We start from the raw sequence: 21,300 nt of genomic DNA on the forward strand, positions 1-21,300 counted from the left end.
ATGATTACGCTAGGGTGTTTGCGACTTTAAGCACCAATGAACTCACTTTAAAGAGCGCACCATGAGCGAATCCACCATACGTTCAGTCCACCGGGCATTAAGAATTCTTGAAGCTTTTCGCATTCAGGACGAGGGAGTCACTCTAAGTGAAATCGCTCGTCGTACAGAGCTCAATAAAATGACTGCCCTGCGGCTATTGGGCACGCTGGAGGAGTCTAGATATGTTGAACGCCTACCCTCTGGCGGCTACCGTCTCGGGGGAGCCGTAATGCAACTGGCAAAGGTATTCAGCGCATCACTGAAACTGGAAGACTACGTTATGCCTTGCTTGCAGCGCCTTGGCACCAAAAGCGGTGAAAGTGCCTCGTTCTATCGTAGAGATCAAGATCACCGCGTCTGTTTGTTTCGGGTGGACTCGCAACATCGTGTTCGAGCGCAAACTCGTGTAGGTGATCGTGTTCCACTGCCAAAGGGCGCTTTTGGACGCGTACTAATCCGGTACGAGGATGCTGAAAACTGCAAGGCCGGATGTCCAGCGATTGTCATCACGTACGCTGACAATGATCCGGAGTTGGCTACCGTTGCGGCGCCAATTTTTGACTTCACCATGGGTGTTATAGGTGCTGTTGGAGTTTCACTACCCATTTACAGGTACACAGACGAGGTGGCTCTTCGGTTAGCAACGCTCGTACAGGAGGAGGCTGGGTTACTAACAGAACAACTTGGGGGGAGTATTAGTTTTCATCAAGAGGCGCTACCTGATGACTACGTACTCTTTCGAGGAAAGGACGCACTGCAAAATAACGCTCACCTCATAGAGAAACCCGCTATGTAAACAATAAATACACCCAGGTAAACTCTCTACTCAAGTGGCGTGACAATGACGAGTTGCACGCCTACTGGCAACAGTATTGCATCTTCCAAGTTCGCAAAACTTTCTTTTAGTGCGGGCGACGTTGAAATTCGTCCCGCAAACGCTTCGCGCAATTTAAACCAATGAACCAATGAGCCAAGGAGTTTATATGTCGAACGGTTTCCGTGTCTGTCAACGGTCTAAGTGCGTAACAACGTCGTTAGTTTCCGCATTCCGTACAGTGCCTGTAGCAAACGTAAGCGACTCAATGAATCGCATGTCCTCTGGAGGATCAAATCTCCGTCCGATGCATGCAGGGGGAGTGATGGCTGGGCCAGCAATCACGGTAAAATGCCGTCCTGGGGATAATTTGATGCTTCACCACGCGTTAGACATTGCATCACCAGGAGATGTCATTGTTGTCGATGCAGGAGGAGATTTAACAAACGCCTTGATTGGCGAGTTGATGGTTGCATATGCCATTAAACGAAAGCTCGGGGGTATCGTGATCAATGGCGCCATCCGTGATTCGGAAAGCATTGCCGCGGGTAGCTTTCCTGTATTTGCTGCCGGAGTGACTCACCGCGGCCCTTATAAAGATGGCCCTGGCGAAGTGAATGTCCCTATTGCGATAAACGGGATGGTAATTGAACCTGGCGACTTAATATTGGGCGATAGCGACGGATTTGTGTGCGTACCCATTACCCACGCTGAGGATATATTAAAACGGGCATCCGCTAAACATGCAGCAGAAGTTCAACAGTTACTGGATATCGAACATAGTAAAAACAAACGTGACTGGGTTATGGAGTCGCTGCGAGTGAAAGGATGTGTGTTCGAGTAATCAATTTCTGCGCACCGCTAAATAAGCGCCCACGGGCGCTTATTTAACATCCTGTATAGCTCAGGGGTAAAATCCCAAAAACTCGCGAAAATCGAGACAAGAAGCATCAACCTCCATTATTAGCTTTTTTTTCACATCAGAGGTCAGATACTCCTGCTTCAAATGACCTTGTGTGTCGAGCAACCAAGCATCAAGTACCTCACGCACCACTGGGCCAGCGACACGCCCTCCTGCCTCGCCATTCTCGATCATCACTGCAACCACTATCTTCGGATTTTCTGCAGGAGCAAAGCCGACGAACAAGGCGTTGTCTCTATTTCTTTCCGAGGTTTAAGCCGGTTGTATCGTTCACCCTGGCGAATAGCAACAACCTGTGCTGTCCCACTTTTACCCGCGATACGGTACTGAGCACCTACTGCAACCTTCCTGGCAACTCCGCGAGCTGAGTGAAGCACCCCTTGCATAGCCTTATTGATAATTTCCCACTGTTTTGGATCGTGTAGGGTTAAATTTGGTACTGGATGTTCATCTACAAGTGCTTGGCCACCGATATTTAGCGCAAGGCGTGAACGATGCCATATACCTTTACTTGCTATCAAAGATGTAGCACTCGCCAACTGTAATGGAGTAACCTGCATGTAACCTTGACCTATACCGAGAATCAATGTCTCACCTGGATACCAAGATTTGTGCCGTGTTAGCCGCTTCCAATTTTCGGACGGCATGAGGCCCGCAGCCTCCTCTGAAATATCTAACGATCTCTTTTCTCCGATTCCGAACTTGCTAAGATAATCGTGCAGGCGGTCAATTCCTAGACGATGGGTCGTCTCATAAAAATACACATCGTTTGATCGGGCGATTGCTAAATTCAGATCTACCCAACCATCGCCGGCGGGGTTCCAGTTTAGGAATTTGTGATCGTAATTAGGGAGCTGGTAATATCCCGGGTCGTAAATTTTACTATCAAGGCTAATAATTCCTGCGTCTAAGCCTGCAATCGCAACTTGCGGCTTAATTGTAGACCCTGGCGCGTATAATCCTCGCAACACACGATTGAATAGTGGGCGATCAATTGAATTTCGCAGTTCTTTGTACTATTTTGAGCTGATACCTGTCTCAAACAAATTTGGATCGAAACTTGGCTCGCTTACCAACGCTAGAACCTCACCAGTCTCTGGATCTAGTGCAACGACAGCCCCTCGTCGCCCTTTCAATGCTCGCTCCGCAGCTCTCTGCAGGTTTACATCGAGTGTTAACGTAATATTTTTCCAGCGACTGGATCGGTGCGCCGCAGTACTCGCATCACCCGACCCTGGGCGTTAGTTTCAGCCTCTTCATAACCTACATGACCATGCAGTTGTTGCTCATAGAAGTTCTCTACACCAGTTTTGCCTATCGATTGTGTTCCACTATATTCAGTCTGATCAAGATGCTTCGATTCAAACTGATTGATACGCCCGACATAATCCAGAGAGTGCGCAAAAAGTTCCTTAAACGGATACTCGCGGACAAACGGAGCTTCAACCTCAAAACCAGGAAGTAAGAACTGATTTACAACAATGATTGCGATTTGCTGTTCAGTGAGCCCGTACATCAGGGTGACGGGGCCATACACATGACGCCCCCTCTTCAAAACTTTACTAAAAGCAATGCGCTTATCAGCGGGAAGATGCAATATCTGTATAAGAACATCCAGTTATTTTGGAATGTCAGTGCCACGTTCGCGAGTTAGTGTTAGGTTGAAGCTAGATCGGTTTCCCGCCAAAACCACACCATTGCGATCATAGATTGTGCCGCGTTCTGGGGGAATAGGTAGTACGTGGACACGATTATTGTAAGACACAGTTGAGTTGTAGCTGTGCTGAGTAACCTGCAAGTAATAGAGCCTGCATACTAAGATCATTGAGAGAAATAAAACCAGCATGCTACAAAACACCAATCTTTTCTTAACCAGATTGTTCTCGTTTTCATAGTCCTTCAAACGTATCGGATCTAGCATAAGCTGTTGTAACAACCTCTAAATTTTTTGCCTGACACGGAAAACGCCTTCAGAGCGTGGACTGCCTTGAGCCAGGTCTTTATGCTCATAGGCTGTGATGCTTGTCTACAATACATAGAGGCTGAAGCTGAGAACGCCGAGGTGATCAACCGTCGGACCACATTTTCGACTAAGTATCATCGCCTACGCGCGCGTGGTGGGCTCGTGGTACTGATCGGAGAGCTCAGCTCCATTGGCGATTAATCTGGTCAACTGCCTTCCGCCGCCCTTCATCTCCGCATAGGCCAAGTGTCCTCGCATCATGGCCTGCTAAAAATGAAGCTAGTGGTCACGATTTATAATCGAACCGCAACCAATTCATTGGTTGTTTCTCCGATCAGTGCTGCCTGAGGTAGATAACCTACCTATTGAAAATGCGATCCAGCGAATTGCTATCGACAAACGGGCCAAAGATTTTTACCAGTCAAACACGGCGAGGCTCGCCCTCTGCAATTTCGCGTATCAGGCTCAGGTAACGAAGTGCGCCCAGTCCCAGGGGCCGGTTTTTTACCCAGATGATATCGACCCATAGCCGCATCTGACTCGGCATGTAGTCAAACACCACCTCCGTCAAGGCGCCTGACATGATGAGAGGGTGTACCAGCGATTTTGGAAGATATGCCCAGCCTAATCCTTGCTGCACCAGGTCCAGCGTGGCCAGATAATTGTCGCTGTGCCAAATCCGCCGCGACAGCACAACACGTGGATCAGAGTCTGCAGGTCCTCCGGTCGCGACGATGATCTGCCTGACGTTGACCAGTTGCTCCTCACTCAAGGGGCTTTTTTTGCCGGCGGCCGCAGGGTGATCCAGAGCAGCAACCGCGACTAACAACTGGCTCCCCGCCTCAAGAAATGTCTCGCGCTCGTCAAGCCCTGGTCGTTCGAACCCAAGTGCCAATTGCACACGACCTTCATGGAGCATGCGCATCGCTTCTGGATGGGATGCGGAGCGAATCTCGATTTCCAGCGTGGGAAACTCACTAGCGATAATGGAGAGCGGACGATTCCAGATGCCTGTTTGCAACTCCGGCGCCATCGCAAGGACCAAGCGATCTTCCAACCCCTGATGAAGCTGTAGCGCATGGGCGTCCAGCAGATTCAGTTGGCTGGCGACCTGTCGTGCCTGGGGCTCGAGTGCCTTGGCGGCTGGCGTAGGAATGGCTTTGCGGGTTGATCGGTCAAAAAGCAACAAATCCAGCTCGGCTTCAAGCTGCGACACCGCCATGTTGATGGCCGAGGGCACCCGGCCTAATTTTCGCGCCGCCGCCGAAAAGGATCCGCTGTCGATGACCGAGAGGAAAATTTTAAGTGACTCACTGGTAAACGCCATAGGTGTTGTCAAATTTTCTGATGATGATCGTCTTTATGTATCAGGTTTATTCGCCTAGTTTCTACTCTCTTTCAAATTAAATACGTGGGCACACCATGTTGGATACGCAATTTAGAGGGCATGTTGCACTCGTCAGCGGTGCCGGAAGTGAGGCCGGGATCGGAATGGCCATCGCTCGCAGGCTAGGTGCATCCGGAGTGAAGTTGATCATTACTGCGAGCAGCGCTCGTATTCTGGATCGGGTGCAAGAGCTGCGCGCTGAAGGGTTAGATGTTGAAGGCCGACCCGCTGACCTCACTGATGAAAGTCAGGTGCGTGAATTCGGCCTATGGGCAGAGTCAGTCTGGGGGCGGGTCGATATTCTGGTGAATAACGCCGGTATGGCCATGCAAGGAAGCCCTGAGGTTTTCTCGGAATTGGCAGCAATGGAACTGCATGAGTGGAATCTTTCACTGGCCAGAAATTTAACTACGGCTTTTCTTCTGACCCGCGCTGTTTTGCCTGGCATGAAGACGAGAGGTTATGGGCGCATTGTCAATATCAGTTCCACCACGGGCACCCGTTGCAGCAATCCTGGTGAAGCCGCTTATAGCGCCGCCAAGGCCGCGATGGTGGGTATGAACATGGGGCTCGCACTTGAAGTCGCCAAACAGGGAATTACCGTAAACAGCGTGGCTCCGGGATGGATCACCACCTGCTCCACCACGCCGGCCGAAACAGAGGCGGGGCGTTTTACCCCGATTGGGCGCTCGGGCAACCCCCGCGAAGTGGCGGCGGCGGTTGCATTTCTGGCGTCGCCTGACGCCAGTTACATCACCGGTGAAGTCCTGGTGGTGGATGGCGGGAATTGTCTGGTCGAGAACAAATCCCCTCACGCCTGACGTCAAGAATGGGGCTGTCACTGCGCGCTATAAAAGCGCGATGTTTCGAATAATGGGTAAGTTCGCCGTGCCGTATTAATGCATCCGTCAGGCGCCGACAAGCATCAATGCGGTGTTGGATAGTTCCTCTCTGAGCGGCACGGATTTTTAACTGACTTTTGTAATTAACATAGGGTGTTGATCATGTCGAAAAGTGGAATTAGTGAATCAGCGATTGCTGCTTTTACCGCCTCCGAGCGTGCTCGTTTTATAGAAAACAACCCAACGTCAATAGGGCTTGCCAAACGCGCCAAGGCGAATCTGTTCAACGGTGTGCCCATGCATTGGATGAGCGATTGGTCCATGCCTTCGCCACTCTTCGTCCAGCGTGCCAAAGGGGCGCGCTTCACCGATGTTGACGGTCATGAGTACATAGATTTTTGCCTGGGCGACACCGGCACGATGTTTGGTCATTCACCTGATCCTGTTGCTCGCGCAATAGCCGAGCAGGCGAATAATGGCTTGACCACGATGCTGCCTGGCGAAGATGCGGTGGTCTGCGGCGAGTTGCTGGCTGAGCGATTCGGGCTGCCTTACTGGCAGGTGACCGCCACTGCGACGGACGCCAACCGTTATGTGTTGCGCTGGGCGCGCGCGATTACCAAACGCAACGTCTTGCTGGTGTTCGACGGCTGCTATCACGGTACCGTGGATGACGTCATGGTGCGCTATCGCGACGGCAAAACAGTGCACCGTTCAGGTCTTGTGGGCCAAGCCTACGACTTGAGCCAATACAGTCGCTCCATCCCCTTCAACGATGTCGCCGCACTGGAGGCGGCGTTAGCCCAGGGCGATGTGTGCGCGCTGATGTGCGAGCCGGCGATGACGAACATTGGCATGGTCCTGCCGGATCCGGGGTTCATGCAAACGTGTCGAGAGCTGACCCTTAAATATGGCAGCCTGTTGGTCATTGATGAGACGCACACTATTTCCACCGGCCTCGGTGGATGCACGCGCCAGTGGGATTTGAAACCCGACTTTTTCGTGGTGGGTAAACCCATTGCAGGTGGCGTGCCTTGCGCGGTGTTTGGCGTTAGCGAGCCAGTCGCCTCGGCCATGCGCGACGTCCAGAAGACCATCAGCGAAGAGAGCGGCGGGCATGGCCACAGTGGCATGGGAACGACGCTGTCCGCCAACGCACTGGCGATGCGTTGCATGCGCGTCAGTCTAGAAGAGGTCATGACCGAGTCTGCCTACGAGCACATGCTGGCGCTGGCCTCAAGGCTGGCCCAGGGATTTCGAGCGTTGTTCAAGCGGCACCAACTGAACTGGTCGGTAACAGAGTTGGGCGCGCGTTGTGAATTTCAATTCTGTGCCACACCGCCAAGAACCGGTGCGCAAGCCGAGGCGGCTTTTCACGACAGCCTTCAAATGGCGCTGCATCTCTATCTGATCAATCGCGGAATTCTGATCACGCCTTTTCACAACATGACCCTGTGCTGCCCGCAGACACGTGACGCGGATATCGACAGGCTGATCGCTGAGTTGGATAACGCCCTGACCACGCTGCTTGCCCTGCCTGGCGCGCGGGTTATCGCTTGATAACGGCACGTCTGAAAACGCCATTGTTCTTAAATACTGCCAGTCGCTTGAATGAGCGCTAAGAGGTTTGACATGCAATTTGCGGATAAAAAAGAGGCCTTGGATTATCTGGCCGCCCACCCTGAAGTGCTGAGCATCGAGTTGTTCCTTATCGACGCGAATGGCGTTCCACGGGGCAAACTGTTGCATCGCGACGAACTGCTGGCGATCTACGAAAATGGTCGGCCATTGCCCAGTTCCATTCTCGCCTTGACCGTGCAGGGTGAAGACGTAGAAGACACAGGCTTGGTCTGGGAGGTTGCTGACGCCGATTGTTGGACATACCCCTTGGCGGGAAGCCTGACCTTACAACCCTGGCGCACCAACCCCACCGGTCAAGTGCAGGTGAGCATGCACCCGACCCAAGGTATTCCCGCCGCACCGGCGGACCCGCGTCACGTACTGGTGAACACCCTCGAGCGGCTGAAAGCCGATGGATTGCATCCGGTCATGGCGGTTGAGTTGGAGTTTTACCTGCTGGACCGACAACGCGACGTCAACGGTCGGCCGCAGCCGGCGTTGCAGGCCAATGGCGTACGCCCTGTTGCACCACAGGTTTATGGCGTTTACGAGCTGGAGCAGCTGCAACCGTTTCTGGATGACCTCTACGCGGCGTGCGCGCTGCAGGGCTTGCCGGTACGTACGGCGATATCCGAGTACGCGCCAGGCCAGGTCGAGTTGACGCTGGAGCATCGGTTCGACGCACTCCAGGCCATTGATGAAGGCGTACGTTACAAACGCCTGGTCAAGGGTGTGGCCAACAAACATGGGCTGCAAGCGTGCTTCATGGCCAAGCCATTCAGCGATCAGGCCGGCAGCGGTATGCACCTGCACGTCAGCCTTGCCGACGAGCACGGCAATAACCTGTATGCGAGCGAAGACCCACAGGGCACGCCATTGTTGCGGCACTCCATCGGCGGGATGATGGAGACCTTGTTTGACGCTCTGGCGATATTTTGCCCCCACGCCAATTCATATCGACGCTTCCAGGCCGGTAGTTACGCGCCGCTGGCTAAAAGTTGGGGCGTCAACAACCGTACCGTTTCGTTCCGCGTGCCCGGCGGCCCTGCAATCAGTCGGCATATCGAACACCGCATTTGCGGTGCTGATGCCAACCCCTATCTCGCCGCTGCCGCGTTACTGGCGGGCATTCACTACGGCATCACGCATGAAAGCGATCCCGGCGCGGCGATTGTGGGGAATGGCTATGAACAGGCGACCGATTTTCTACCCACCGACTGGCTGACAGCCTTGCAGGCACTGCAACGTTCAACCTGGGCACGTGAGGCGCTGGGCGCTGAGTTCCTGAAGGTGTTCCTGGCGATCAAGTGGCGCGAGTTCCGTGAATTCAATGCTGAAGTCGGAGAACAGGACTGGCGCTGGTACCTCACTCACGCATAAATGCTGGCCCGTCAGTTTGGGATTGCACGGCGTGATCCGCTCACGCCTGCTGAGGTGCTGGATCAACTCAATGTGACACGTGTTGTGCCTTATGAAGCGCACTGCATGTCGATATCAGGCACTAGTGTGCCGTTATGAGGCTATTTTTGCGGTTGGAAGGCCGCGTATTGTGACTCGTCATTGGAGAATGATGATCGCCTGACCCTATAGTCAGAACGTCTTAAAGCCGATCACAGAGAACAATAAAAATGATCAACAGCCCAAGTTCGAAGGATGCAAGCGGCCAGCTGGCGCAGGGTTTCAAGCCGCGTCACGTCACCATGCTCTCCATTGCAGGGATTATCGGCGCGGGGTTGTTTGTCGGGTCTGGGCATGCCATTGCGGCGGCGGGCCCGGCGGTGATGCTGGCCTACCTGTTTTCCGGCCTGCTGGTGGTGCTGGTAATGCGAATGTTGGGAGAGATGGCGGTCGCCAACCCCGACACAGGCTCCTTCTCAACCTATGCCGATCAAGCCATCGGCCGCTGGGCCGGGTTCACCATCGGCTGGCTTTACTGGTGGTTCTGGGTGCTTGTGATTCCCATCGAAGCATTGGCCGCCGGGCATATTCTCAACCAGTGGTTCCCGCAGATCGACGCTTGGCTGTTTGCCTTGTTGTCGATCTTTTTGTTGGTGGTTACCAACTTGTTCAGTGTGTCCAAGTACGGCGAATTCGAGTTCTGGTTCGCGATGGCCAAGGTGGTGGCGATCATAGGTTTTATCGGCCTGGGGGGCGCGGTGTTGATGGGCTGGATTCCCGAACGGGAGGCCAGCGGTTTGAGCCGACTGATGGATGAGCATGGAGGCTTTGCGCCTAATGGTTTGTCGGCCGTCGTCGGCGCATTCATTACCATCATGTTCAGTTTTATCGGCACTGAAGCCGTCACTATTGCGGCTGCGGAGTCCAGCAACCCGGCGCAGAATATCGCCCGAGCGACACGTTCGGTGATGTGGCGCATCGGCGTGTTTTACGTGTTATCGATCTTCGTGGTTATTTCCGTGGTGCCCTGGAATGACCCGTTGCTGGCGTCGGTCGGCTCTTATCAGCGTGCACTGGAGTTGATGAACATTCCCCATGCCAAGCTGCTGGTGGATGTCGTCGTGTTGATTGCGGTGGCCAGTTGCATGAACTCCTCCATCTACATTGCTTCGCGCATGCTGTATTCACTGGGCAAGCGTGGGGACGCGCCAGCCTTGATGAAAAAGACCTCGGCACAGAGTGTGCCCAGGGCTGCGGTGATCGCCAGCACCATCCTGGGCGCTGGCGTGACCTTGCTCAGTTACTTCATGCCGGCTGGGCTGTTCCAGTTTTTGCTGGCCAGTTCGGGCGCCATCGCCTTGCTGGTGTACCTGGTGATCGCCGTTTCACAATTGCGCATGCGCAAGGTATTGCAACAGCGCAATATTCTGCTGACGTTCAAAATGTGGCTGTTTCCCTGGCTCACCTGGGCGGTAATTGTATTTATCTGCTGTGCATTGGCGGTGATGCTTTTAACGCCCGAGCATCGCTTCGAGGTGTCTTCGACGATCGGCCTGGCCTTGCTGATTTCACTGATCGGCGTCATCACCGCGCGGGAGCCCCACTCTGTACAAAAACCGATTCCCGCCGTCTCGCGCCCATGAAAGCACGGCCGGCGCACTGTTATTGGCTTATCCATGGGTGAGTGGTTTTTTTGCCTGCGATTTACGTAATAGACACTTCGGTGTTTTTTTGTCTCGACCGTCACCCGAGTTTTCTACCCAGCAGCCAAGTGCTTATAGCCTCAACCAGTTCCGTCTTGCACTCCACCGGCAACCAATGCCCACCGGGCAAGCTGGTTACACTGAGGTCTGCGCAAGCCGCGCGCATGGGGTCGCCCAACCGATTGCCCTTGATGGTATTCATCGGGTCGTAATCGCCATTCACAAACAACACGGGTAATGACAGGCGGCCGCCATCGGGCGCTCGGTGCGCATAGTCGATATTGGCATCGTCGTTCAGATACCACGCGCAGGGTGCGCGGAAACCATGGGCTTCGAAACTGCGTACCAGTGCAGCGAAGTCCGCCTGCGGCCATAGCGCCAGGTCTGGTTGGGTAGGTGGCGCCCGATGCGCCTCGCCAAACCGTCCACCTTTGCGGGTCACTTCGGCATTTGACGTCACCTTGGAGATATTGGCCGGGTCGCCTCGCCGATAAATCGACGCCAGCGATGCGGCTTTATCCGCATCAAGATCAGCGACAGCAGACGCAAAGTGCGTGTTGTAGTAGCGGTAGTAATCCCATTGACCATCAGGGTACTGGTCCGCCGGATAGAGCGTTCGGTCCACCAGCGGGACGAGCGTGGGCAGTGCATTGGTGCTCGGGAAGTACGGCACCGACACCAGCACCACGCCACGGCTGCGCTGCGGTTGATGGGCGGCCAGTTCACCTGCCACCACGCTGCCCCAATCATGGCCCACCCAGATGGCGGGTGCGCCACCGAGATGGTCATGCAGCTCTGCCATGTCAGCCACGATGTGTGCAAGGGTGTAGGCGTTGATGTCGGAGGGCGCAGAGGAGCCCCCATAGCCGCGCATGTCGGGTGCAACGCAGTGCCAACCTTGGGCAGCGAACGCCTCGATCTGCGCGCGCCAGATCAGGCTTAGTTCTGGCCAGCCGTGCAGGAAGATCATCAACGGCCCATCGGCCGGGCCCGACTCCAGATAGTGCGTGGTATGGCGGGGCGTGCTGTAAAAACGCGAAGTCAGCGTGGAAGTGGTCAAAGGAAATCCTCCTGATTAGCGCACGAACTTTACATAGACAAGCTCAGGGTCATGCTCATCAAGGTTCTCGATTCGCCCGCTCGGTATAAACCCGGCCTTGGCGAGCATGGCCTGGGACGCCAGGTTGGAGGCGTTGGTTGACGCAAACAACTTGGGCGTTTTGCACAACGCTTCTGCGCCCGCCAATAATTGCAGCGCCAGACCCTGGCGTTGATGTATCGGCGACACAACCACCAGCGCAACAAAGTCGTAGCTGAAAAACTCATCAGTCAACACCAGGTAGCCCGTGCATTCACCGGCAATGACGACGACCAGGCATCGCTGGCTAATTACCGCGTCATGGATAAACACGCGTCGATGAGCGTGGGCTGTGGCGTAGGCGTCCAACTCCACCAGGGCGCGCACATCATCAGGCGTGGCCTGGCGGATTAGCCGGTTTTCATGGGCCGGCGAGTGTCGGTCTTGGGCCATTGGAATCACCGTTGGGGCGAATGGGTAATGTATTAGTGTTGAAGGCGTTTGCAGTGTTCAAAAAAAGAACAGCGGGCAAGTGCATCAGCAGCATACAGCCAGCGCTGGCCTTGAGCGCCTCCTTGGCCAGCGCTTTGCTGTCAGCGTGTCAAGCACCAGGCCTGACGCGCAATGCCAGGAAGACCGGGCCGTCCTGGAAGGTACTGGCTTGCAGCTCATCGAGTGGATTGAGCGTATTTGTTCGCACCCCTGGGTTGCTAACGTGTGGAGGTATCAACCTGGTAGTCGATGTAATCTGTCGAGACGATGGTGCTGGTCGTGTTGGCGTCAGGTGTCCAGGTGAAATCCAGGACTCTTGCGGCTTTGATCTGCTCCTGCGAGACGGTGGCCTGGGTGGTAGTGGTAGCGCCTGACTGCTGCAAGTCGTCGTTCATGATACTCATCCTTAAGTAAAGTGCGTGCTTGAATGCGGGTCGACATGGCCCGAAGCGTATGACTGCCGTCATAGCGCTATTTTTCTACAGCGCAAGCGTGCTTCATTTTTTATGCTGTGTGGATAAACAGTGGTCTGAGTTTTGTCGCCTCGCAACTGTGGCGAGGGAGCTTGCTCCCGCTGGGGCGCGAAGCGGCCCCAAAAATGGGACTGCTACGCACTCCAGCGGGGCCAATCGCCCTCGCCACGGGTCAGTGATTGTCAGCTCGAACGCTTAACTGGCTGGCATTACGTAGGCTGGGTTGTTTTAACTCAGCTGCGCGCCGCCATCCGCACGTGCGTATTGCGCCAGCAGATCGGCCGCATCCTGGTAGCAACCCGTCCGCCAGTCGTGCGCTCAATACTGATCCACCAGGCGCTGCAACTGCGGGTCTCGAATCCTGAACACCTCGAACAGCCCAAGGGCACGTAACGCCGGGAGCAACGCCAGCAGGTCCTGCTCGGCGACGGTTCGCTGTTGTGCATCGATATTTGGATCACACCAGGCCTGGGCATTCACCAGAAAGGCTCCGACGCTGCCTTTGCGGATCACAACGCCGTGGCGTTCAGTCTGGTTCTGGTCATCGGGCAACAGTTCTTCGGCGCGCATGCGGTGTATTCCTGGGAGTTGAGGCTGCGACTATAGACGCACCAATGTGGCCTAGGTACGCTATTGAAGACAATCAATAGTCCGCTAAGGCCACTTATGTCCGCTCCGCTGATTCCCACTTCGGTATTAACGGCTGTCGATGACCCGCTGGTTGTCGCCGTGGTCCGAGTGGGCGCTGAACCGCGTATCACCGAACGCCATTGCCATGCGCGTGGGCAGTTGCTGGGCACACGCCAGGGCTTGTTATCGGTGGACGCCGGCGTCAGCCAGTGGGTGGTGCCGGCGACCCATGCGGTGTGGATCCCGCCGAATGTCGCCCATGGCGCGCGCTCCCATGGTCCCTTCGCGGGGTGGAGTGTCTACGTGTCGCCGCAGGGCTGTGTCGAGCTGCCGGATACGCCTTGCATCCTGGCCACCTCCGGCCTTTTGCGCGAGGCGGTGATGCGCGCTGCCGCCTGGCAGAGCCCTGAACTGGATGCTGCGCAGCAACGCTTGGCCGGGGTGATTGTGGATGAGATTCGAACCTTGCCGCGTGTGACCCTGGGCTTGCCGATGCCTCAGGATGCGCGCCTGCGCAAGATCGCCGAGGCGCTGTCCGATTGCCCGGATGACGAGCGCCACCTGCAGGAATGGGCGACATGGGCGGGCATCGCCCCGCGCACACTGACGCGTCGCTTTGCGCTGGAAACTGGGTTCAGTTTCACCGCGTGGCGCCAGCGCGTGCGTTTGTTGCGCGCGCTGGAGAGGCTGGCGGCGGGTGTGCCGGTCACGCGTGTGGCGCTGGAGTTGGGCTATGACAACGTCAGTGCTTTTATCGCGCTGTTTCGCCGCACGTTTGGGGTGACGCCTGGGCGTTACTTCACAACGCATGAGAGTTTATGAGTAAAAAATCAATACCTGAAGTTAGTGGTTTGCACTTTTAATGATGGTTATTCAGCTGTTGTTCAGGTCGAATTAAACTGAATAAACAGGGCGTATAACCTTTACAACTCTTTACCTTTGCAGTCTGGATGAGCGAAAAAACAACATGCTAGCCTGCGCGTTTTCGACAGGCAGCAGGCGCGCATGAAAAGGCTAAAGGAACTGGCTGTAAACAAGCCCTGTTCATCAATATTTATAGTGGCGTTTATTGTATTGGCTGTGCTGCAATACAAACCGGCCGTGCTCAACTACACCACACGCTTTGTCGACTTTGCCGAGTATATGCTCGCCCATGGCGTGACACTGTTTCCCATTGCTGATGACCTGCAGCCATACCCCGATTACACGGTGCTCAATACACTGCTTGTGTACCTGGTTTCCTTGCCGTTTGGGCGTGTATCCATACTGTCGATGGGGCTGCCTTTTTGCGTGGCGGCTGCCTTGATGCTGGTGTTTATTTACAAGTTGGGTGCCCTGCACGAAAAAAAATGGGGCGCCTATGCGGTGGTCTTTGCGCTGTTTACCTGGTCATTTCTGGACGGCGTGAATTCCTTGGCGCTGGACATCTACCCGGCGCTGTTTACCGTGATGTGTTTTTACCTGGCTTATGCGGGCCAACTGCACCCGCACCGTTTTCATGTGCTGCCGGTACTCCTGGGCCTGGCGCTGGGCTTTGCCTTTCGTGGCCCTATTGGCCTGATCGGCCCGGCGGGCGTGGTCGCCTCCTATTATCTGTTAAGTCGACAATGGCGCCTGCTGGTGGTGTTCTGCTTGCTCGCAGGCCTGGTGCTGGCCGCAGGTATCACAGTGCTGAGCGGCGCGGCCTACCTGCAAGGTGGGCAGGCTTTTGTGCAAGAGGTGCTGGTTATGCAAGGCTTGGGGCGCTTTGGCGCTGATCACGCCCCGCGTTATTACTTCTACTTCTCTGCAGGCTTGCTCACCTATGGCGTCACAGCCTTTATCGCATTAAACGTGATCATCAAGAAGGGCAAACACTTCTTGGATCGCTCGCCGGCGCCGGCCACTCAGATGCTGCTGTACCTGACCGGTTGGTTATTGGTAGTGATCGTACTGTTCACGATTCCAAGTTCCAAGAAAGCGCGTTACATTCTTTCGATTACGCCGGCGATTTCATTATTGGCCGCGTATATCTTCGTGGATCGCAGTCAGCGCTTTGCAAGTACCCGCGACAAGTTGCTGAAGTTCTGCCTCAACTTACCTATGGTCGGCCTGGGCATGTTGTTACTTGCCTTTATCTATGGCCTGTATGCAGCGACGCCGCTGCGGCCTAACTATCTTGGCGCGTGTGCCGGGTTGATCAGCCTTATTGCCATTCGCTCTTGGGTGACGTCGCGGTTTCATGCACATCCACACCGGGAGTTCGTACTGTTGTGTTTTGGTGCTGCCGCCTTCCTGGTCCTGGATATGTTCTTCTTTAATTCGATTACTTACCACCTGGAATTGGCCGATGAGCCGACACCCAAGTTTCTGCCTTATTGGTTTTGGTAGGGTATGTTCGCAGCCAGACCCGGAATCAAGCCAAACAAAAAAACGTCACGCGCCAACCTCAGTCGAGCATCGGGTGGTCGTTCAGGCGGGTGTTCAGGAAGTAGCCGAATAGCAAGGCGATCATCATACCCAACCCCGTGACTGGAAAATTGCAGGCTGCCTACTGCGCTCCATGGCTTTATCGAGACCTTGATCGGCTGCCTGCAACGGGTCAACTGAACACTAACGTGTCAGGCTCGCGCCCGCGTGCCTGGCACGCTTGAACGCCCCCGCGGCGGCAATGTCGAGTAACCGCCGAAAGTTCGGGCATTGCGCGTGGTCGGGAGCAGGGCAGGCCGCAGCGTGGCGCAAGCCGCGGCTCATGGCTTGCAGTTGTTTGACCGTCGCGTCGAGTTCATCGGCCTTGGCCAGCAGCAGCGTTCTGTCCACCGTGGCCTGGCCATTGGGGGACAGCATGGCCTGTATCTCGTCCAGCGACAGGCCGCCCGCCTGGCCGAGGGCGATCACCGCCAACTGCTCAATCACCGCCGCGCCAAACTGACGGCGAGCGCCGGGCGGGCTGATGGAGGTGATGAGCCCTTTCTTCGCATAAAAACGCAAGGTGTGAGCCGGCACGCCCGTGCGTTTGACCACCTCAGTGATATCCATTACCAGACCCTTGACTTGAAGTTGACTTCAACTTCTATGATGCCTGCGCAGGTTAAATGGGTCCATGAATCAGAGGTCGATATGGCATCGCTGCACGTGGCTGCACAGGTAATTTTATTGGGGGCCGGGGCTACGGTCGTGATGGATATGTGGATGCTGTTGATGAAGGCACTGAAGGTGCCCACGCTGAATTTCGCCTTCGTGGGGCGCTGGGTCGGGCATGCGTGCCAAGGGCAGTTTACCCATCGCAGCATTGCCCAAGCGGCGCCCGTGCAGGGCGAGGTCGCCCTGGGCTGGATCGCGCACTACGTCACCGGGATTGTGTTTGCGCTGCTGCTGGTGGGGATAGAAGGAGTCGACTGGTTGCAGGCGCCCACATTCATGCCGGCATTGGTGCTGGGTATCGCCACCGTGGCTGTCCCGCTGTGTGTCATACAACCTGCCATGGGCGCGGGGTTTGCCTCCTCCAGGACACCCACGCCGGGCAAGAACTGCCTGCGCAGTCTGATCAGTCATGCGGTGTTCGGCGTGGGGCTTTATCTGGCTGGAGTATGTTCCAGCCACTGCTGGTAAGTGATACGGCTGATGTGCTCGGTCCGATAATCGTCGAAGAAGGCGTTGTAACGGTTTTCCTCGGTGTGATGAACGCGAAAGCCACACTTCGATTGAACGCTACAGGACTGGGTGTTATCGGCAAAGTAACCACACCAGAGCGCTTCAAGGTGCAAGGTTTCAAAGGCGTGTCGCATCACTTCGCGCACGGCTTCGGGGATCAGGCCTTTGCGCCAGTACGGCACGCCGATCCAGTAGGCGATTTCACCTTCACGCTCGCTGATCTCAAAGTTGCTGTGGCTGCCGATCAGGATGCCCACGCAGCCCACCGTGCGGTGGTTCTCTTTGAGTTCGACGGCGTAGACTTCTGGGTGATTGAAGACGGTGCGGATGATCTCGGCACTTTTCTGCACACTGGTGTGCGGCGGCCACCCAGCGATGGGGCCGACGCGGGTATCCTTGGCATATTCGTAAAGGTCGGCGGCGTCTGTGTCTTGCCAGGGGCGCAGCAAGAGTCGTTGTGTGTTCAGTGGCATGGCCTATGTCCGTCAGCGATGGGTTCGTTTGGCACAGCCTAGTGACAGGCGCCTGATCGGTACACGCCAGTACCTTGGCGATTTCGGTACTTATCGAAACTCCTCTGTCCGCTGATGATAGGATTTACGCTCTTGCAGGTTGCAGCGCTGAGGCTTAATGCATCACATTCCGAAACTTTCTTCCCCCGATGACCCGCTACTGATGGGCGAGACCACCTTGGCCGAAGGGCTGGGGCTGCCGCTCGCTTTCGGTCATGCGTACCTGACCTTGCTGGTATGCCTGTCGGGCAGTGCGCGCCTTACTCTGAATTTCAAAGAGCATGCGGTAAGGCGCGGTGATGTGCTGGTTCTGGCTGAGGACACGATTGCCTTGTTCAAGCGCCACTCACGCCAGTTCAACGTGTTTTTTTGCCTGATACCCAAACGCTTTGCAGCGGAGGTGGCCTACCCACTGCCAAACCCCTTGTTTGTGTTTTTGCATGACCATCCCCATTGCGTGCTTGCCCCGTGCCACAGGCCGCTGATAGAGGGCTGGGTCGCACAGATGCGCGACATCGCGGGCAACTGTCCCACTTACCGGCACATCATGCTGCGCAACCAGCTGCAGACGTTTTTCCTGAAGATCGCCGAACAACTTCCGGCCCAACCAGCGGGCGGTCGGGCGTTCAGCCGCAAGGAAATGCTCAGTTGGCGGTTCTGGGAGCTGATTGGCAAGCATTGCACCCGTCATCGAGAAGTGAAGTTCTACGCCGATGCGTTGAGTATCACGCCGTTCTACCTGTCGCAGCTGACCAAGGCGTTTTTCAATGACAGCCCCAAGGGCTTGATCGATCGGCAGGTCACCCTGGAGATCAAGGCGCTTCTTTCTTACAGTAACCTGGCGATTGGTCGTGTGGCGGACGCTCTCAACTTTGCCGATGCTTCCTACTTGTGCCGCTATTTCAAGCGTCAAACCGGGGTTTCACTTTCCGGCTATCGCAGGCATCAGCATGCGGCAAGCGGGCAGGGTTGATCTGCGGCCCAGGGAAGAAGCAAGTACCAGGCAAGGGAGTTGTTTTAATGAACCAATACGATCTGATTATTGTGGGGGCCGGCATTCATGGTGCGGCTTTGGCCTATTACAGCGCCAAGGCCGGGCAGCGCGTGATGCTTATTGAAAAAGCCCGGCCTGCCAGCGGTGCCAGCGGCCATGCCTTTGGGTGGATCAATGCCAGTGCGTTGATTGAACCCGTGCAGCATCTGGCGCAAAACGTGATGGATGATTACCACCACCTTCAGGCTGCGTTGCCATCGTTCCCGTTGCGTTGGTGTGCAGAATTGACCTATGGCGTCTGCCCGGAAAATCCCCAAGCATCAGCAGCGGGCCTGAACCTTTCTTCCCTTCAACCGCGTACGGTTTCGCAGGCTGAAATCCGAGTAATTGAGCCCAATCTTGCTCACCCGCCTCTTCACGCCCGTTATACGCAGGCGGCAGGGATCATCTCGCCGGTCGAAGCCATTGAGTGCCTGGTTCTGGCCGCTGAAGGCTTTGGCGCACGGGTAGTCTGCGATTGTGCAGTCAGCCAGTTGCTCGTTGAAAATGGCCAGGTTGTGGGCGTCAGTACGCAGGCAGGCAATTGGTATGGCAAAAAAACGGTACTGGCTGCGGGCTTGGGAGTGCTTGATCTTTTAGTTGGCCAAAGCCTGCATCTGCCCATTCGACCGTCTCCGGCGATTCTGTTGAAGTTTGAAGTGGCGCAGGCGCTGCTCAATGGCATTGTTTCGAACGCCGATATGGAGGCTCGTCAAGGCGACACCTGTACGCTGATTGCGGCTGAAGACTACATCGACGATACGCCCGAAAATGGCCCCGCTGCCATTGGGCTCAGAGCCCTTGAGGCCATTCGTGGGCAGTTGAACGGTGCACAATCCATCGCGCTGAAGTCCGTAGCGGTGGGGTGGCGACCGCTGTCTGACGACCACCTGCCTATTGTGGGGCCAGCGGGCGACGACGGCGGGCTTTATATCTTGAGCGCCCATCCAGGCTTGACCCTGGCGCCCACCTTGGCGCGGCTCTTGAGCGAAGAGCTGATCACCGGTGTCGCGTCGCCATTGCTGGGCAACTTTCGGCCGATGCGTTTTCGGGTGTGAGCGTCAGAACCTTGTATCGTCAGCTGCCGTTTCAATCACTTTCAACATTCCATTGAAAGTCTATGCGCCCCGAGCGGATGGCTAACGCAGCCGGGGTTTCATTACGCTGGGTTTCTCCTTAACCACCTGCGGCGTATATCAACATGGTATTTAAAAACCTCATCACTTCTACGGGTGTGACGCTGCTTGCGCTGTTGATTGCAGGTTGTGCGAGCCATTCCCCTGACGGAGCGACCCCTGTGTCAAAACCCTTGGTTTCCATCGCCGTACTCAAAGCCAAACCTGGCAAACAGCAGGCACTCAAACACGGCCTGCTGGCCCTGGTTGCGCCAACGCGCACCGAGCCCGGTAACCTCGACTATGTGCTGTTTGAGCTGCGCGACGCCCCCGGCACCTTCTACATGCGTGAGTCGTTCAAGGACCAGGCGGCCCTCGATGCGCATTTTGCCACGCCGTACTTCAAGCAATTTGCAGCCACGGCCGACGACTTGCTTAGCGAGCCGCTGCAGCTGATTTTCCTTGAGCAAGTGTCGAACTGAGCCATTCGTCATCTTGCACCGTTATCGACATAACGGTGGTGCGACGCTGGACCTGTGGCAAGCAGGCTTGCCACAGTCAGAGTGTTCGTCCTTTCGCGCTGCAGATCAGTGCGTGCCGTTGCCGGCAAACATCTGTTTGGCGTGTGCAAAACACTTCTCGGCGATGGCCGAGCGCGGTTCGGTCTTGCGCATCACCAACCCCAGTGGCGCGAGCACGCTGGCGTCCGGCAAGTTGATAAAGGCGAGGTTCTCGATCGGGTTTTCCATGCCACTGTCCAGCGGCATGATCGCGCAGCAAAAACCTTCGTGGATCGCCTGGAACAACTGATAGGTCGAGTCGCTTTCGAGAATGGGCTGCGGGTCGAGGCCACGGCTGCGGAAACTCAGGTCAATGGATTTTCGATAATGCATGCCGTTGCTGATCATCCCCAGGGGCAACTGCGCGGCATCTTCCCAACTCATTTCGGTGCCTTCGAACTGGAAGTGGCGCGTGTCGTACAGCAGGCCGACGCGGGTTTCGCCCAGTTCAAAAACCTCCAGGTAATTGGGGTTTACGTGGTCCAGGTAGCACACGCCCAAATCCAGTTGATTGGTGCCCAGGGCTTCGATGATCTTGTCCGAACTCATGGACGACAGGCTGAATTTGAGCTCTGGAAACGTCTGGGACAGACCTTGGATGTAGCTGATCGAGTTGAACCCGCTGAGCGGTACCAGCCCCAGGCGCAGGCTACCCACTAACTGCCCGCGACACGCCGCCGCTTCGGCAAACAAACCGTCATGGGCGGCGAGCAGGGTTCTGGCCCAGGCCAACACGCGTTCGCCGGCCTGGGTGAAGCCTTCGAAGCGCTGGCCACGGGTGACCAACTCCAGGCCCAGCTCATCCTCCAGATTGCGCAGGCGCATCGACAGGGTCGGCTGGGTGATATGGCAGCGCGCAGCCGCCTGGCCGAAGTGCCGGGTCTGCTCCAGCGCGATCAGGAATTTGAGTTGCTTGATGTCCATTTAAAGCCCCAGCCTGGGAATAAGTGAGCGGTCAGGATAAGTGCCCGTGCCTGCACCCGCAGCAGACCCTCTCATTGTAAGGCCTGCGTGTCCAATCACCTGCATTGAAGTGATCCTCACCAACGGATAAAAAGCAGAGCAGCCACCTGATGTAACGCGATC

General features: G+C 55.8%; 20 protein-coding genes and 1 pseudogene. 12 read left to right on the forward strand and 9 right to left on the reverse strand.

Features of this window, described 5'->3' with window-relative positions; all coding sequences use genetic code 11:
- The first annotated feature begins 61 nt into the window (after window positions 1-61).
- Together AOA62_RS02365 and AOA62_RS02370 are read left to right on the forward strand one after the other, a co-directional pair.
- On the forward strand, window positions 62-835 hold the full coding sequence (locus AOA62_RS02365; RefSeq protein ID WP_099547718.1) for an IclR family transcriptional regulator: 774 nt from the start codon (window positions 62-64) through the stop codon (window positions 833-835).
- Between the two features lie 187 nt (window positions 836-1,022).
- Complete coding sequence (locus AOA62_RS02370; RefSeq protein WP_099547719.1) at window positions 1,023-1,697, forward strand: RraA family protein; 675 nt, start codon at window positions 1,023-1,025, stop codon at window positions 1,695-1,697.
- Between the two features lie 60 nt (window positions 1,698-1,757).
- Here the strand turns inward: AOA62_RS02370 and mrdA are convergent.
- A pseudogene (gene mrdA, locus AOA62_RS02375) lies at window positions 1,758-3,696 on the reverse strand (penicillin-binding protein 2).
- Window positions 3,697-4,159: 463 nt separating this feature from the next.
- The gene (locus AOA62_RS02380) at window positions 4,160-5,065 is read right to left on the reverse strand and encodes a LysR family transcriptional regulator (RefSeq protein WP_099547720.1); all 906 of its coding nucleotides are present in this window, start codon (window positions 5,063-5,065) and stop codon (window positions 4,160-4,162) included.
- 95 nt (window positions 5,066-5,160) lie between these two features.
- Between AOA62_RS02380 and AOA62_RS02385 the strand changes: the two genes are divergently transcribed.
- The 4 genes from AOA62_RS02385 to gabP all read left to right on the forward strand — a co-directional run bounded on the left by AOA62_RS02385 (window position 5,161) and on the right by gabP (window position 10,628).
- Window positions 5,161-5,946 carry an SDR family NAD(P)-dependent oxidoreductase gene (locus tag AOA62_RS02385; protein WP_099547721.1) on the forward strand — a complete coding sequence of 262 codons (786 nt, stop codon included), beginning with the start codon at window positions 5,161-5,163 and terminating at the stop codon, window positions 5,944-5,946.
- 183 nt (window positions 5,947-6,129) lie between these two features.
- Complete coding sequence (locus tag AOA62_RS02390; protein WP_099547722.1) at window positions 6,130-7,527, forward strand: aspartate aminotransferase family protein; 1,398 nt, start codon at window positions 6,130-6,132, stop codon at window positions 7,525-7,527.
- Window positions 7,528-7,599: 72 nt separating this feature from the next.
- Window positions 7,600-8,967: a glutamine synthetase family protein gene (locus AOA62_RS02395; protein WP_099547723.1), complete on the forward strand. Its 1,368-nt coding sequence runs from the start codon at window positions 7,600-7,602 to the stop codon at window positions 8,965-8,967.
- A gap of 251 nt (window positions 8,968-9,218) precedes the next feature.
- Window positions 9,219-10,628, forward strand: coding sequence for a GABA permease (gene gabP, locus AOA62_RS02400; protein ID WP_026013749.1), 1,410 nt, complete (start codon window positions 9,219-9,221; stop codon window positions 10,626-10,628).
- Window positions 10,629-10,728: 100 nt separating this feature from the next.
- On the opposite strand, the gene AOA62_RS02405 is transcribed toward gabP, so the two are convergent.
- From AOA62_RS02405 to AOA62_RS02415, 4 genes are all read right to left on the reverse strand, one after another.
- Window positions 10,729-11,748, reverse strand: a complete 1,020-nt coding sequence (locus AOA62_RS02405) for an alpha/beta hydrolase (protein WP_099547724.1) — start codon at window positions 11,746-11,748, stop codon at window positions 10,729-10,731.
- A gap of 15 nt (window positions 11,749-11,763) precedes the next feature.
- Entirely contained in the window at window positions 11,764-12,219 is a 456-nt protein-coding gene (locus AOA62_RS02410) for a GNAT family N-acetyltransferase (RefSeq protein ID WP_099547725.1), read from the reverse strand.
- Between the two features lie 257 nt (window positions 12,220-12,476).
- The gene (locus tag AOA62_RS31695; protein WP_017137682.1) at window positions 12,477-12,653 is read right to left on the reverse strand and encodes a hypothetical protein; all 177 of its coding nucleotides are present in this window, start codon (window positions 12,651-12,653) and stop codon (window positions 12,477-12,479) included.
- A gap of 396 nt (window positions 12,654-13,049) precedes the next feature.
- Window positions 13,050-13,301: a hypothetical protein gene (locus AOA62_RS02415; RefSeq protein ID WP_099547726.1), complete on the reverse strand. Its 252-nt coding sequence runs from the start codon at window positions 13,299-13,301 to the stop codon at window positions 13,050-13,052.
- A 96-nt stretch (window positions 13,302-13,397) separates the two neighbouring features.
- On the opposite strand from AOA62_RS02415, the gene AOA62_RS02420 reads away from it, so the two are divergent.
- Window positions 13,398-14,183: a helix-turn-helix transcriptional regulator gene (locus tag AOA62_RS02420; protein ID WP_017137684.1), complete on the forward strand. Its 786-nt coding sequence runs from the start codon at window positions 13,398-13,400 to the stop codon at window positions 14,181-14,183.
- 183 nt (window positions 14,184-14,366) lie between these two features.
- Window positions 14,367-15,731: a glycosyltransferase family 39 protein gene (locus AOA62_RS02425; protein WP_099547727.1), complete on the forward strand. Its 1,365-nt coding sequence runs from the start codon at window positions 14,367-14,369 to the stop codon at window positions 15,729-15,731.
- 222 nt (window positions 15,732-15,953) lie between these two features.
- Here AOA62_RS02425 and AOA62_RS02430 read toward each other — a convergent pair whose 3' ends face one another.
- The gene (locus tag AOA62_RS02430) at window positions 15,954-16,379 is read right to left on the reverse strand and encodes a helix-turn-helix domain-containing protein (protein WP_017137689.1); all 426 of its coding nucleotides are present in this window, start codon (window positions 16,377-16,379) and stop codon (window positions 15,954-15,956) included.
- A gap of 81 nt (window positions 16,380-16,460) precedes the next feature.
- On the opposite strand from AOA62_RS02430, the gene AOA62_RS02435 reads away from it, so the two are divergent.
- On the forward strand, window positions 16,461-16,952 hold the full coding sequence (locus AOA62_RS02435) for a DUF2938 domain-containing protein (protein ID WP_026013751.1): 492 nt from the start codon (window positions 16,461-16,463) through the stop codon (window positions 16,950-16,952).
- Here AOA62_RS02435 and AOA62_RS02440 read toward each other — a convergent pair.
- Window positions 16,916-17,467 (reverse strand): GNAT family N-acetyltransferase, encoded by a 552-nt coding sequence (locus AOA62_RS02440; protein WP_099547729.1) that lies wholly within the window; start codon window positions 17,465-17,467, stop codon window positions 16,916-16,918. The genes AOA62_RS02435 and AOA62_RS02440 overlap by 37 nt on opposite strands.
- A gap of 157 nt (window positions 17,468-17,624) precedes the next feature.
- Between AOA62_RS02440 and AOA62_RS02445 the strand changes: the two genes are divergently transcribed.
- The 3 genes from AOA62_RS02445 to AOA62_RS02455 all read left to right on the forward strand — a co-directional run bounded on the left by AOA62_RS02445 (window position 17,625) and on the right by AOA62_RS02455 (window position 20,136).
- A complete protein-coding gene (locus AOA62_RS02445) occupies window positions 17,625-18,479 on the forward strand; it encodes an AraC family transcriptional regulator (protein WP_099547730.1) in 855 nt (284 codons plus the stop codon).
- A 47-nt stretch (window positions 18,480-18,526) separates the two neighbouring features.
- Window positions 18,527-19,597, forward strand: a complete 1,071-nt coding sequence (locus tag AOA62_RS02450) for an FAD-binding oxidoreductase (RefSeq protein ID WP_099547731.1) — start codon at window positions 18,527-18,529, stop codon at window positions 19,595-19,597.
- Window positions 19,598-19,836: 239 nt separating this feature from the next.
- Window positions 19,837-20,136: a putative quinol monooxygenase gene (locus AOA62_RS02455; RefSeq protein ID WP_017137694.1), complete on the forward strand. Its 300-nt coding sequence runs from the start codon at window positions 19,837-19,839 to the stop codon at window positions 20,134-20,136.
- A 105-nt stretch (window positions 20,137-20,241) separates the two neighbouring features.
- Here the strand turns inward: AOA62_RS02455 and AOA62_RS02460 are convergent, their stop codons facing one another.
- Window positions 20,242-21,138 (reverse strand): LysR family transcriptional regulator, encoded by an 897-nt coding sequence (locus AOA62_RS02460; protein WP_017137695.1) that lies wholly within the window; start codon window positions 21,136-21,138, stop codon window positions 20,242-20,244.
- Window positions 21,139-21,300 lie beyond the last annotated feature (162 nt).

It is taken from the genome of Pseudomonas sp. 2995-3, from assembly GCF_002742565.1.
Taxonomy (GTDB): Bacteria; Pseudomonadota; Gammaproteobacteria; order Pseudomonadales; family Pseudomonadaceae; genus Aquipseudomonas; species Aquipseudomonas edaphica.

Coding starts and splice junctions, on each gene's coding strand:
- AOA62_RS02365 (WP_099547718.1), top strand. CDS start 62: ATGAGCGAATCCACCATACGTTCAGTCCACCGGGCATTAAGAATTCTT.
- AOA62_RS02370 (WP_099547719.1), top strand. CDS start 1,023: ATGTCGAACGGTTTCCGTGTCTGTCAACGGTCTAAGTGCGTAACAACG.
- AOA62_RS02380 (WP_099547720.1), bottom strand. CDS start 5,065: ATGGCGTTTACCAGTGAGTCACTTAAAATTTTCCTCTCGGTCATCGAC.
- AOA62_RS02385 (WP_099547721.1), top strand. CDS start 5,161: ATGTTGGATACGCAATTTAGAGGGCATGTTGCACTCGTCAGCGGTGCC.
- AOA62_RS02390 (WP_099547722.1), top strand. CDS start 6,130: ATGTCGAAAAGTGGAATTAGTGAATCAGCGATTGCTGCTTTTACCGCC.
- AOA62_RS02395 (WP_099547723.1), top strand. CDS start 7,600: ATGCAATTTGCGGATAAAAAAGAGGCCTTGGATTATCTGGCCGCCCAC.
- AOA62_RS02410 (WP_099547725.1), bottom strand. CDS start 12,219: ATGGCCCAAGACCGACACTCGCCGGCCCATGAAAACCGGCTAATCCGC.
- AOA62_RS31695 (WP_017137682.1), bottom strand. CDS start 12,653: ATGAACGACGACTTGCAGCAGTCAGGCGCTACCACTACCACCCAGGCC.
- AOA62_RS02415 (WP_099547726.1), bottom strand. CDS start 13,301: ATGCGCGCCGAAGAACTGTTGCCCGATGACCAGAACCAGACTGAACGC.
- AOA62_RS02420 (WP_017137684.1), top strand. CDS start 13,398: ATGTCCGCTCCGCTGATTCCCACTTCGGTATTAACGGCTGTCGATGAC.
- AOA62_RS02425 (WP_099547727.1), top strand. CDS start 14,367: ATGAAAAGGCTAAAGGAACTGGCTGTAAACAAGCCCTGTTCATCAATA.
- AOA62_RS02430 (WP_017137689.1), bottom strand. CDS start 16,379: ATGGATATCACTGAGGTGGTCAAACGCACGGGCGTGCCGGCTCACACC.
- AOA62_RS02435 (WP_026013751.1), top strand. CDS start 16,461: ATGGCATCGCTGCACGTGGCTGCACAGGTAATTTTATTGGGGGCCGGG.
- AOA62_RS02440 (WP_099547729.1), bottom strand. CDS start 17,467: ATGCCACTGAACACACAACGACTCTTGCTGCGCCCCTGGCAAGACACA.
- AOA62_RS02445 (WP_099547730.1), top strand. CDS start 17,625: ATGCATCACATTCCGAAACTTTCTTCCCCCGATGACCCGCTACTGATG.
- AOA62_RS02450 (WP_099547731.1), top strand. CDS start 18,527: ATGAACCAATACGATCTGATTATTGTGGGGGCCGGCATTCATGGTGCG.
- AOA62_RS02460 (WP_017137695.1), bottom strand. CDS start 21,138: ATGGACATCAAGCAACTCAAATTCCTGATCGCGCTGGAGCAGACCCGG.